The sequence below is a fragment of the Dyadobacter ginsengisoli DSM 21015 genome (genome assembly GCF_059568735.1).
Map to the genome: position 1 here is coordinate 1 of NZ_JCANTY010000016.1, position 13299 is coordinate 13299.

The following is a 13299-nucleotide window of genomic DNA, read 5'->3' on the forward strand; positions in this document are numbered from 1 at the left end:
GTTCACGGTAACCGACAACGGTGGTTTGGAAAGCAACGAAAGTTCAGTGACCAAGCCGTTCACCACTCCGGTTGTAGGCCTTTCAGGTAATGTATTCCATGATGCCAACGCATTGACGGATAGCACAGTTAATACAACCTCCGGCATTGCCATTCCAACAGGATTGTACGTGACGCTCGTGGATACCGCCGGAAATGCAGTAGCGACCGTGGCTGTACAGGCCGATGGTTCTTATGACTTCGGCAATGTAGTGCCTGGCACTTACAGCGTGGTGCTGCATCAGACAGCGGCCGGCTCGACGACACCAAGTTTGCCAACCGGCTGGAATAACACCGGTGAACACCTGGGTGCCAATACGGGAAGCGATGGCACGGTCAATGGTATCTTGCCCAATATTGTGGTAACTACTACCGATGTGACCAATGCCAACTTCGGGGTGCAGCAGCCACCGGTGGCGGATCCGAAGAACTACCTGATCGATCAACCGATTGTGGACCAGATCATACCCCTCAATGGTACGCATACCAGCACAGGCGCCGGCACAACCACGCCTGATCAGCTGACCGGGGCCGACCCTGAGGACGGCACATTGAACGGCAGCGGCAGAGACCGCACCGTGGTGATCACTACCTTACCTGACAACGGTGAGCTGTATTACAACGGCGTGCTGGTGACAGAAGGCCAGGTGATTCCTAACTACAATCCTGACTCACTGGCCATCAAGTTGACAGGTACGGGATATACCAGCACTACTTTCGAGTACGCTTACGTGGACGAGGCCGGCGAACAATCACCGCCTGCACCATACACGATCCGCTGGGAGAAACCGCTTCCGGTGACCCTGGTGTCGTTCACTGCTACTGCCCGTGAAAACACTGCTGAATTGAACTGGGTGACTTCGGAAGAGACCAACTCCGACCGTTTCGAAATCCAGCGCAGCACCGATGGCAAGGCATGGAAAATGGTCGGTGGCGTGGCGGCGCAAGGTGAAAGCAAGGTGAAAAGGACCTATACATTCACTGACCGCAAGCCCGAAACCGGTGAGAACCTGTACCGACTGAAAATGGTGGATGTTGACGGCACATTTGCATTCAGCGCCATCAGAGACGTCCGCTTCGAAAGCAAGCTCGAAAGCAGTATCTATCCGAACCCTGTAAACAATGAGCTGACGCTCAAAGTTACCAGCTGGAAACAGGTGAAGGCCATTCGGATCGATAACCTGGCAGGCTTGCAGGTTTACAGCTCAGGACCGGTTGACTCTGGTAAAGTAGATGTGAGCAAGCTCGGTGCGGGCGTATACGTCCTGCGCATCACACACACTGACGGATCTGTTCACACACACAAATTCGTCCATATTAAATAGTGCATCGTGGCCCGGTTCCCCGGGCCACTTTTTTTACCTTTTATCCCTCTCCACTATGAACATCCTCATTGTAGACGATCAAACTATGCTCCGTTCCGGCATGAAGCTCTTTCTGGAAAACATCTCCAGTGAATACAAGCTCTTCCAGGCGGCAACCCTGGACGAGGCAGGAAGCATCCTCCAAAAAGAGCATATACAGTTGGTTATCAGCGAAATTAGCATAAATGGGGAGGTCGGACCGGCACTTGTCGGCCGCTTTCGAAGCATCCGGCCAGAACTATCGGTCCTGTTTTACTCTGCATTCTCCGAAAAGCTATACGCCTTGTCGCTCATGCGTGCCGGCGCCAACGGATTTATCTCCAAGCGATCCAAAATCAAGGAGTTCGCCAGGGCAATCTGCACAGTCAGTTCCGGCGGAAAATACATGAGCGTAGAATTGCAGGCTTCGCTACTGCCGCACATCAATACGGGTCAGCAGATCAGCGACCTGGAATCCCCCACGCAACTCTCCCAACGCGAAAGTACTATCATGAGCCAGGTGATTCAGGGAAAAAGCACCAAGGAAATCGCCTTTACATTAAAATTGAAAAGCAACACCATCAGCACCTATAAAAAACGGATTTACAGAAAAATGAATGTAGCGGACAACTTCGAATTGTTTCAGAAGGCTATCGTCGTTTGGCCAACACCCAGGCTCGAAACACGCTAATGCTCATTTAATACCCACAAACTAAATTTAAAAACAGATCAAATCTGTCGAATTCACCCAACCCATATCAAAGTGCAGGATCAAATGACAAAAAACACCAAATTCGTAGATATATATCGTCATAAAACAATAATTGCTTCGACAACTTGATCAAAGTTTGTTGTCTATCTTTGATGAGAATTATTCAAGGCAGCACACGGGAAAAACCCGGGTCAGGAACAAGAGCTGCCTGACTGCCCGGTAAGCAGTAGTTTCACATAACGTTTGGGGTGTAAATGTATTTTAACGAACTGTGGTCCAATGGATCGAGATCAGTGGGCCACAACGACACATTTGCACCTGGCCCTGTTGACGGCACTATCAGCACACACAAAATTGCCGGCATCAGATACACTTGACAAGTCCGGGCTGTCAGATTCAGCCCGGACGTTAAGATTATCCAGGAGTTGCACACCTTACAATGATGTTTAAAGATCCTTCCCGTTTTGGCAAACAAGACTGGGCCCATACACTGATATTTATCCTCTTGTTGATGCTTGTGTATCTGTCAAGAAACTGACTATCAGGTGTTCAATCACAACAATAAATCGTTTTTCAGTGGACCTAATCCGTATTACAATCAAATGAAAAACTACATTTCTGAATTTATCGGAACATTTTGGCTTGTTTTGGGCGGCTGTGGAAGTGCCGTATTATCGGCAGCCTTTCCCCAGGTTGGAATCGGCCTGCTGGGCGTCTCGTTAGCCTTTGGGTTGACAGTGTTGACGATCGCATACTCCCTGGGGCATATTTCGGGCGCCCACCTCAATCCGGCCGTCTCGCTGGGCCTGTGGGCCGGGGGGCGCTTTGAGGGCAAACAACTATTGCCGTATATGTTGGCGCAGGTTGCCGGAGCCATCGCGGGCGCCGGGGTACTTTACGTGATAGTTACCGGCAACGGGTCTTCCATCGGCGATTTCGCCGCCAACGGCTACGGTGACCATTCGCCGGGCAAGTATAGTATGACCGCGGCATTGGTCACCGAGTTCGTAATGACTTTTATGTTCCTGATCATCATCCTGGGTTCAACCTACCCGTCGGCTCCCTTCGGCTTTGCCGGTATCGCCATCGGACTTGGATTAACATTGATCCACCTGATCAGTATTCCTGTTACCAATACATCCGTTAATCCGGCACGCAGCATCAGCCAGGCCCTGTTTGTGGGGGGATGGGCTACACAGCAGCTATGGCTCTTTATCGTAGCACCATTGGCAGGCGCGTTTTTGGCCGGTACCGTTTACAAATATCTGCTCGATAAGAACTGATAAGCCCCCTCCTCCACCATCAAAGTCTAATCCTATTTCTTGTTTTTGGTTTGTGAATGCCCGATTACAAATATCGACCTGAGAAAGTTACTTGTTACAGGATGCCTAAAGCTAATTGCCGTTGCCTTGATTCAAAGCCTGGTACCTCGACAAAAACGCAAGGCATTCGCTTTCTCCATTGATCTTCACTCTTCATGAAATTTCTCAAAAAAACCGACGACCGGCCGGCTCAGACGGCTTTATTATTTCCCGGCTTTCCATACTCCGGGCGCAGACTCGTACGCTATCTGCAATCTGTATACGTTTTCACAATTCTAACTGCAGACGGAGAAATTATCCATCATCAACCCGAGGACCTGAGAGCCTTTGCCAACTGGCTGGATATCCATCGCGTACCCAGCGTGAACATTTCCTAAGACACACGTTGAGGGTGTTTTACGGCATGCCCCTGGTGATGACGCACGCTCACACTTTCGGAGATTTAAGCAAGGCTATCTGAACAGTCTAGCTTTTCGTCCGTTTTCCCCGGGACATAGGATTTGCCCATTTCTTAGCGGTTTACAGCTAAACCGAAGTTTAATTACATTCGACCAAGCCCGCTCTCGCAGCCCATTCCTCATTTTGACTACACATCCCCTCAATTAGACTACACGTCGCCAATTGCAGATCCTGACCTTTGACGTATCATTAAATACCAGGAAATACATGATACATCAGAATGAAAATGCAGGCCAGCAAATGGCACAAACCACTATACCGTCTCATAAAGTATGGTTTATCACAGGCGCTTCCCGGGGTTTCGGGCGCGTCTGGGCCGAGGCCGCCCTCGTGCGTGGCGACAAGGTGGCGGCTACCGCAAGGAACCTGGAGAGCATTGCCGACCTGAGAGAAAAATACGGCGAAAACGTGCTCATACTCGAGCTGGATGTAACAAGGCCCGAGCAGGCGAAAGCAGCCGTCGAACAAGCTCACGCTCATTTCGGCAAGCTTGATATTGTCCTGAATAATGCCGGTTATTCACTGGTTGGCACCATCGAGGAATCCAGCGCGGACGACATTCGTGCATTGTATGAAACCAACATCCTTGGCCCGGTTTCCGTTATTCAGGCGGCCTTGCCCCTTCTGAGAAAACAGGGAGGCGGCCACATCCTCGGCACATCGAGCAACCTTGGACATGTAACCTTGCCGGTGATCGGCTACTACGCTTCTTCGAAATGGGCATTTGAAGCCATCCACGAAAGCCTGGCCGAGGAAGTTAAACCATTCGGGATCAACGTAACCATTATCGAACCGGGCGCCTATGCCACCGGGTTCGGAACGCCGGAATCCCTGAAGTTCGCCCGGGGCCTGGACATCTACGCAGCTTTTAAAGAGGAATTCTTTGGGCGTTTGAAGGACATGGAACGAGGTGATCCGAATGCCACGCCAAAGGCTCTCTTTCAGATTGTCGATGCACCGGAACCACCACTCCGGTTTTTCCTCGGCTGCCAATGTTTGCCCTGGGTACGCGAGGCCTATGCAGAGCGGCTGGCCACCTGGGAAGCGTGGGAAGCGGTTTCCAACTCGGCTCAGGGTTAATGTGAATATGGAACCCGCAGACCGTAAAAATGCTTTATAATGCATCCATGATAACCGATAGTCGACCTGCTTATCGGTTATCATTTTCTGTTCTTGCAGATGAATAAAAAAGAAAACAGTCCCCAAAAAATGGAATCGCTGGCCGACGCGCACCGGGCCTTTGGCCTACGAGCGCCCCAGCACCCGTTGGTCAGTTTGGTCAACGGTTCCTATACACAGGTTGACGAATCAAAGATTGCCCACCACCACGTTCTCGGCTTCTACAAAATAGCTTATAAACCCAAACTGAATGGCAAATTGAAGTACGGCCAGAGCTATTATGATTTTGATGAGGGCGGTTTGTTGTTCGCTTCTCCGGGCCAGGTCGTGGGTAGCAATGACAACGACCTCAGCGCTTGTTCCGAGTATACGCTTTTGATTCATCCCGACTTCTTTTTAGGATATTCCCTGGCCAAAAACATCAGACAGTATGGCTTCTTCTCCTATTCAACCAGGGAAACACTGCATCTTTCAGAAGAGGAAAAGGCAACGATCTTCGAGATCTTTAAAATGATCGAAAAAGAATTGGCCCACAGGATCGACGATTTCAGTCAGGACGTGGTTGTTTCCCAAATTGAATTGTTGCTTAACTATGCGAACCGTTTTTACAAACGCCAGTTCATTACCCGCAAAGCGATAAACCATGATCTTCTCCAAAAACTGGAAGAGGTTCTGGATCATTATTTTACCAATCAAACCTCCATAAACCAGGGATTGCCGACGGTCGGCTATCTGGCAGAACAGGTAAACTTATCGCCCAGTTACCTGAGTGATATGCTGCAGTCCCTGATCGGGCAGAATGCCCAGCAATACATTCATGATAAAGTAATTGAAAGGGCAAAAGAAAACCTGTCCGCTACCAATTTGACTGTCGGGGAAGTAGCTTATGCTCTGGGATTTGAGCACCCGCAATCTTTTAGTAAACTATTCAAAACAAAAACTAACCTTTCCCCACTGGAATTCAGACGATCTTTCAATTAAGCGGATCAGACGTATCAGTTGAATACAAAATCCATCAGGAAGTACCACCTATTCAGTTCGACAAACTACACGCTGAAAAGCCAGGAACACGTGCTGAAAATTTCGGTGCCAGTTATGGATAATTCGTCTCAATCAGTCAGCAGATCGAAAGCTTTTGAGTCATTGAAATGTGAGATGGCTATTTGAGACAAGGTCTTCGGGCGCAACTTCAATGATAGTCACCGTTCGCGTGGTCTGCCGAAATGGACGTTTTGCGGAACACTGTACAAGAAACTACCTCCAGTCGCTGTCCTCTAAAATAAATACATCTTCCACACGAGCATCAAATACCGCGGCAATTTTCAATGCCAGTATAGCTGAAGGCGTATATTTGCCGATTTCAATAGAGTTGATCGTTTGCCTGGACACACCTATCTTTTCTGCCAGATCCGCCTGTGTAAGGTCCTGCTTTGCTCTTTCCACCTTCAAACAATTTTTCATTAATAAAAATTATTTGGTTGACAGGTAAACCCTTGAATAATAGAGAATTGTTGCGATCGCAAAAACGAGAATGAGAAAATGATTTATTTCCGATAATTCAAAGCTAATAAGCCTGTGATCGTAAAGATTGCTAGTCAGCAACTTAAGGCCGTATCCCACAATAAGAGCGATATAGGCTGATGATGTTTTGAGATGTAACGCCCGTTCATCTTCCATCTTGTCTCGGCTCACAAAGCCTATGAAGAGCCCGATCAATAAGGGAAGTTCAGCACCGGTTCGAGGGTCGAAAAACAAGACAATGATACCAATTGTTACTAGCATTAAACTTGCGAGCTTAATTACTCTAGTCATGATTTAGTACGTTGATTTGAGTCTCTAAATGTAAAGCATACTTATTAAAAAGACAAGTTAATTTGTCATTTTTAACTTCCTTGACCATCGAGTATTTAGGTCACAGGCCACATCACCCTTTCATCGGATCGTGCAGCACCCGTCCCCTTTCGTAAGGCGAGTGTCCGGAACTACACCGACCTGTCCAATATCACAGGTGCATAGGGTATGTACCAATGCTGACAGGCTCAGGAAAAGTAATTTGAAACAACAACGCCCGCAAAACTGTATCCGGTATTGCGGGCTTCGTGGTTATGATACTCCCTGTTTATTAGAGACCAAATTTGTAAACGGAAACTGAGCGGCGCGGCGGGTGCCTATATGTTTTTCGAAGTATCGGACTGATATCCGCACTGAAAATAGACGTTCGGTTCAGCTATTGTTGCTTCGATGGAGCATAATACAGTAATACAGCACCGCTGGCAAAGGTGTGCGTCTTGGTCAATTCTAAAACCACTCCGTCTGCCAGTTTGTCAAATAAAGGCAAACCTTTTCGCGCCACCACCGGGTGGACCATCAGCTGAAATTCATCAACGAGGCCTAGGTTGATCAGGGCAATAATCAGGCTGCGGCTGCCAACCAGAATGTCACCGCCATCCTCCTCCCGGAGCGCCAGCGTTTCCGCTTCGAGGTCGCGGGTAGCAACCTTTGCACTTTTCCAATCCACACTTTGCAAGGTGCGGGAAAATACGATTTTGGGAATAGCGTCCATATTCATTGCAAAATCATCCATCGATTTTTCTCCGCTGGGTTGTTCCACCAGGCCTTTCCAGAACTCCATCAGCAGATAAGTTTTCCTGCCGTACAATGCAGTACCGGCATTTTTCAGAAGCTCACCGTAGTGATCGTGCACTGCTTCATCGGGCGAGACCGCAGTGTGATCGCAAAAACCGTCGAGCGTCATATTGATAGCGGCGATTATCTTTCTCATACGTGATCAAATTGGTTGATTAGGTTTTGGACTGCAGCAAAAATAACTAACTGCAAATCCGTTACCGCGGTCATTTCAAACATATTCAGGGGGCATTTGAGACAAGTTTGATCCCTCAATCTGATTAACCGTAGTTCAGCTATCTTCCAGCCAAGTGTTTCAGTTCGATATTTGTTCCGTTACGGGCGCGAAAGTCTTCCGGTGACAAACCAGGAGGCTTGATACTGGCTCTCCTGCTATTTCCTGACTACTTTCAGGGAAGTTCCATCACCGAATATAATGAAGTACACGCCCGCTTGCAGCGAACTAATATCCACGTATTGGCGATCTGATGAAAAAGTCCATGTTTTTAACGATATGCCATGCATATTGACAAGGCTGGCTTTGGTACCGGCTACTCCCTGCCCTTTGACCCAAAAACCTTGATCAGCCGGAACAGGATAGGCAACCGGAACAGATCGGTCCGGGAATTTCACGGTAATGATCTTGCTATAACTCCGGGCTCCATCGGCTTCCGATATCAGGAGACGATAATATACAACCGCCTTACTTCGCAGCGGAGTATGTCTGAAGGTGTAACTGGCTTCCGGTGTCTGGGTAGCCGCTACCATTCCCGCTTGCTGGAAAGCCGTACCATTTGCGCTATATTCAACCTGATAGGCCTCAATCCCCTGCTGTTCCACAACCTCCCAGTGAAGTGTGACCTCATTTTCGGGGTTGGCAGATCCCGAAAACGAAACGAGCTTTACAGGTAACGGATTAGCAACTGACCCGATAAAGAATCCACTGAAACCTTCCACGTCAAAACCTACCTCCCACCGCTTACTGACCTCATTCCACTTGATCTCCTGATCTTGCGGGTCAATTACAGTGAGTGGAGAACCGTGGTAATCCGCCGGTTTACTTCCACTGGTACCATGATATTGGAATATCCTCAGATTTCCTTTATTGACTTCGTCGGTAGGATCAGCCGGAAGGTGTCCACCCGGCAATTCGCTATTGAAGCTGGTAAACTCCGCTTGCGTAAAAAACAGGGTTACTTTGGCGGATTCGCCCGATTGCACATTGATCAGATAATGTCTTTGAACATAAGGCGCGCCGTTATCGAAAGCAACCTCGGGATCGATCTCCACTTTGGCGGTTGCACTTCCGCTGGCCGGGTTGGCACCGGTAGGTTCTACCCTGGCGATCAGCCGGCATGCCTGGCCATTACCCCAGAAATCCGTTGCGCCATTGATATTCTTTGTGCTCTCATCATTATGCAGGGCCAGCGTGGCGCTGCCTTCCGGAAGTACCCCCTGGTACTCAAAAGCCCCGATATCCACCATAGTGTGTACCGTACGCATATTCCCGTCTGCATCTTTTGTAAGTCCGGCGGGAAGCATTGTATTTTCCCCGCGGTTGATGGCCGGACTGCATGCTTGCAGACGATATTCACCGCTGGCATTTGGCGCAAGTTCGGCACCTACCGGATTCACAAAACCGGGGTTTACACCTCCATCGATATTACCGTCTGTTCCACCGGCCCTGCCTTGTACCTGGCTGTTAGTTATCGTAGCATTGCTGCCTCCGTAGCTGTTGATCCCGCTACTGTTTCCATAAACAATGGTATTTCGTATGGCAGGTGAGGCATTTGAGTTGTTAAAAATCCCTCCACCGTCGTTGGCTTTGTTACCCACGATCGTACAATTGATGAGGATCGGCGAAGAAGCATTTCTGTTTAGTATTCCCCCGCCATTGTTGATCGCGGCATTGCCGCTGACAATACTGTTGACAAGCAGGGGTGATGACTGTTCATCGTTGAACATTCCGCCGGCAAACGCCGCATAGTTATTTTGAATGGAGAGGTTCGCAAACCGGAGTTTTGAGCCAAGCGCATCCCGTTTGCAATAAATCCCCCCGCCATAGTTTTGCGCAATGGCTTCTCCGTTATAGGTGGTGTTCCCCGCTCCGTTGGCGTAACCATCCTTGATCGTAAACCCGTCAACGACAATGCTATCCGCTTCGGAAGGGATACCTGCAACCACCATCACGTGATAGCTATTGTCCGTGGCAAGGTCCGTATTTCCGATCGCTCCGCTTAGAATGGTGGTGTTGGCCACCAAATTTCTTTCACCGGTGCCAGCATGGTAACCTCCGTAGAGTTTGATCCCTCCGCGCCCGATATTAAAAGTACTCTCCCGGTTTGCACCGGTTGCCATACCGGTTGGATAGTAGGTACCCTTTGCAACCAATACGGACTCGATACCGGTATCTGTATTGGCAACACTCAATGCGTGGGATAATGTTTTAAACGCCGTGGCCCAGGTGATGCCGTCGTCATTATCGTCTCCGTTTTCTGCATCCACATAGCGGATGTGATGAACAACTTCTGATTTTTGGTTTTCATAGGCGCCCATATCGATTGACGTGCCGGAGGACCGTGGGTTGCCCGCCAGGTCGTGGTCATTGGCTAAATCACCGCCGCTGGCCGTATAGGCATCGTTATTGCCTGCATTGCGCGCGGGGCTTGAATCGGCCAGGTGCAGGTAGTTTGCATCGCCCGGCGTAAGGGACACAAATCCCGGATCGGTGTCAATGTTACCGCCGCCGTCTACACCCCTGCTGCCATCCCAATTGGAACTTCCACCCCAATTGGCAATCAAACTATTCGAAATCACAGGAAGATGATCGCCCGCCATGTTGAAATACGATACCTCGGGTGCGGTGCTAATACCGTTTGTCTCGTTTCCCCAGATAATCATGTTGGCCAAAGAAGTAGGCGCTTGCAGACTAACCAACCCGCCACCTATCTGACTGGCCGTATTCCCTGAAACCGTACAGTTGGTGAGCACAACGGATGCACACAGACCGCTAATCATTGCGCCAGCCACCGTCGCCGTGTTCCCCGAAAATGTGCAATTGGCGAGCGAAACAACCGGACACGATTCATTGATAATACCACCGCCTTGCCCGGCTGTATTATTCAAAATCCTGGTATGTTTTATTGTTACGGTAGATCGGTCGTTTCGCATGGCACCGCCCCGTGAGTCGGCCGAATTCTGCACAAAAGTGCACCCGGCCAGCGAAAGTCCGGACTGAATACTGTGTATCCCTCCTCCATCGGCTGTTGCTGAATTTCCTGAAAACTGGCACGCTGTCAGCGAAATCGTACCGCCAGTATTCATCATTCCACCGCCATTCTGGGCGGTGTTTTCTGAAAAGTCACACATGGAAAGTGAAAAAACAGACATGACATTCATCATGGCTCCGCCTGCATCCGCCGAGTTCCCCCTGAATGTACAATGGGTGAGCGAAGGAGTAGCTTCCCTATTGTACATCCCGCCGCCGCCTTGAGATGCCACATTCTCCAAAAACACGCATTCGGTTAAGACAGGAGCCGACATCCAATTGGTGACTCCTGCACCCTCGGAAGCCGAATTACCGTAAAAAGTACATTTGGCGAGCGAAGGCGCCGAGACCGCCCCGATGATATCCATTCCTGCTCCCAAAGTGGCTATGTTTCGTAAAAACAGGCAGTTGCCTAACGAAGGGGATGAATTGATTACAAACATCCCGCCACCGGCCATCTGCGTAGTTGGTTGCCCGTTTACGCTCAGGTTATTAGATCCTTCTTCACTGGTGGCACCACCACCTGTAACAGTAAAACCATCCACACCTCCAACCCCAACTTCACCAGCCGCCACGAGCACATGGTACGCATTCTCGATATGCCCGTCAAAATCCTCTTCATGGTCATTTCGTGCAAGGTCGCTGCTCAGTACCGTACCCTGGCCCGGATTGTTGACATCAGGCAGGATACGCACATCATCCAGATCCTCCACCCCTGCGGATGGGTCAAAGCCTCCGTAAAGCTGTACGTCACGTACCATAACGAACGCATTCTGGCGTCCCCCGTCCGAGGTATAAGCCCCGTCCCCGCTATGATAGGCAGGCAGATAGGTCCCTTTGGCCACATAAATGCGCAGCGGATTGCTGTCATTCCAGCCGGCGTTTCCTCCGTCGTGTTTGGTTCTCGCCCACTTGAGTGCTTCTGCCAACTGTGGTACAGCATTTGCCCATGAATCACCCGCGCCGGTATAACCGGTGGCAGCTGTATTCACGTTGATGTCTACATAAAGAATATTGTTTTCGCTGGGGGTGATGTCAGCTGCAAGTCGCAGGCTGAGGTTCAGTATATTTCCGTTCTGAATGGAATAGTCGGCCAGGGTCCGTCCGTCGTCCAGGTCATTCCCGTTAAAGGAAAGCTGCTGTTGATCAGGCTGGATCCCTGCTTTATCCTGTATCTTTTGTTTTACCTGCAGAACCGCGTCGCTTCCTTCGGCAAGAATAACGAGACTATTCCCATCCTCCTTTTGTACGAAGAGGAGCATCGATTCGCAAGCCGGGGCATCCCCCTGTATGGTCCACCCCTGCTGATCGATGAGTTGCTGCCGGGCCTCAGCCCCATTGCAGTAAGTCAGTCCCCGCGTACCTAATGTGACGCCGTGTTGCAATTCGTTCAGCGCGGCCCAGCCTGTTAATGTGAGGTCGTAGTTCTCCTTTGAAAGCGCGGCCTCCGTCAACATGTCACTCATATCGGAAACCTTGCTCACGTCCCAAGAGTCCAGGGACTGATTGAATGCCCAGCTGCCAAAGAACATCTGCTTCATATTCCCGACCTTCGAAACGTTCCAGCCACTGATATCCTGGTTGAAGATTCTGGACAAACCAAACATATAGCTCATATCCTTTACCTCAGATACCTGCCAGGCACTGATATCCCGATTGAGTTTCTCGGTTCGATAGAACATCCAGGACATATCGGTCACCTTGGAGACATCCCATCCGCTGAGGTCCTGGTCGAATCTACGGGCATCCCGTAATAATCCGCTCATGTCCGTTACGTTGGAAACATTCCAATGCCCGATGGGCGCATTGATTGATTCGGCGCCAAAGAACATTTCCCTGAGCGAAGTAACGCCACTCAAGTCCGGAGCGTCCGTTGCATTGATCTGAAGAAATCTGGCTTTATAAAATGCCCGTTCCATGGATTTCCAGGCTATATTGCCCCATTGCTCCACAGAAAGTAGTGTCAGTGGTATAGTTCCCCGTACCGGCGGATTAACTTCTCCCAACCTTTCTAAGCCGATGCGGGGAAACTGTCCGGCAATCTCTATCCGAATGGTTTGCCGGGTTGAGAGAGCCCTTGTTGAAAGGATAAAATCGCCTGTCACACCCGTTACGTTGCCTTTTGGTCCCGTGCTTCCCCCAATTTCCCAATAGACATCGTAAAGGTAATTTTCACCTGGGATCGTCGGAATGACCAGTTGGTAATTGGATGTCCCCGCCGGAGGGGCATATTCCCAGGTGGTGATAAAATTTCCTGGGTCACCTGGGACTACCTGGGCTCGTAAGGCAACAGGCGCCGATAGCTGGAGCAGCACAAACAACAGGATTGCGCACAAAAGTGTCTGGCGCATAGGCAGCAACGGTATAAGTTTTTCCATAGTGCTACAAAGTGAATACTTTTAAAGCGGCTATG

At 49.7% G+C, this 13299-nt stretch carries 10 protein-coding genes; 6 read left to right on the forward strand and 4 right to left on the reverse strand.

Annotated features, from left to right (window positions below; all coding sequences use genetic code 11):
- From BP71_RS36565 to BP71_RS36590, 6 genes are all read left to right on the forward strand, one after another.
- Nucleotides 1–1363 (forward strand): T9SS type A sorting domain-containing protein (locus BP71_RS36565; RefSeq protein ID WP_496386640.1); only part of this gene is annotated, 1363 nt, incomplete at its 5' end.
- 55 nt (nucleotides 1364–1418) lie between these two features.
- Nucleotides 1419–2072: a response regulator gene (locus tag BP71_RS36570; protein ID WP_496386642.1), complete on the forward strand. Its 654-nt coding sequence runs from the start codon at nucleotides 1419–1421 to the stop codon at nucleotides 2070–2072.
- A gap of 623 nt (nucleotides 2073–2695) precedes the next feature.
- Entirely contained in the window at nucleotides 2696–3376 is a 681-nt protein-coding gene (gene aqpZ / locus BP71_RS36575; RefSeq protein ID WP_496386644.1) for an aquaporin Z, read from the forward strand.
- 194 nt (nucleotides 3377–3570) lie between these two features.
- Nucleotides 3571–3792, forward strand: coding sequence for a hypothetical protein (locus tag BP71_RS36580; RefSeq protein WP_496386646.1), 222 nt, complete (start codon nucleotides 3571–3573; stop codon nucleotides 3790–3792).
- Between the two features lie 289 nt (nucleotides 3793–4081).
- The gene (locus BP71_RS36585; protein WP_496386648.1) at nucleotides 4082–4954 is read left to right on the forward strand and encodes an SDR family NAD(P)-dependent oxidoreductase; all 873 of its coding nucleotides are present in this window, start codon (nucleotides 4082–4084) and stop codon (nucleotides 4952–4954) included.
- Nucleotides 4955–5053: 99 nt separating this feature from the next.
- Nucleotides 5054–5974, forward strand: a complete 921-nt coding sequence (locus BP71_RS36590; protein WP_496386650.1) for a helix-turn-helix domain-containing protein — start codon at nucleotides 5054–5056, stop codon at nucleotides 5972–5974.
- Nucleotides 5975–6247: 273 nt separating this feature from the next.
- Here the strand turns inward: BP71_RS36590 and BP71_RS36595 are convergent, their stop codons facing one another.
- The 4 genes from BP71_RS36595 to BP71_RS36610 form a co-directional block, all read right to left on the reverse strand.
- Nucleotides 6248–6454 (reverse strand): helix-turn-helix transcriptional regulator, encoded by a 207-nt coding sequence (locus BP71_RS36595; RefSeq protein ID WP_496386652.1) that lies wholly within the window; start codon nucleotides 6452–6454, stop codon nucleotides 6248–6250.
- Nucleotides 6455–6463: 9 nt separating this feature from the next.
- Complete coding sequence (locus BP71_RS36600) at nucleotides 6464–6805, reverse strand: hypothetical protein (RefSeq protein WP_496386654.1); 342 nt, start codon at nucleotides 6803–6805, stop codon at nucleotides 6464–6466.
- A 415-nt stretch (nucleotides 6806–7220) separates the two neighbouring features.
- Complete coding sequence (locus BP71_RS36605; RefSeq protein WP_496386656.1) at nucleotides 7221–7775, reverse strand: dihydrofolate reductase family protein; 555 nt, start codon at nucleotides 7773–7775, stop codon at nucleotides 7221–7223.
- Nucleotides 7776–8011: 236 nt separating this feature from the next.
- The gene (locus tag BP71_RS36610) at nucleotides 8012–13264 is read right to left on the reverse strand and encodes a BspA family leucine-rich repeat surface protein (RefSeq protein ID WP_496386658.1); all 5253 of its coding nucleotides are present in this window, start codon (nucleotides 13262–13264) and stop codon (nucleotides 8012–8014) included.
- Between the last annotated feature and the right edge of the window lie 35 nt (nucleotides 13265–13299).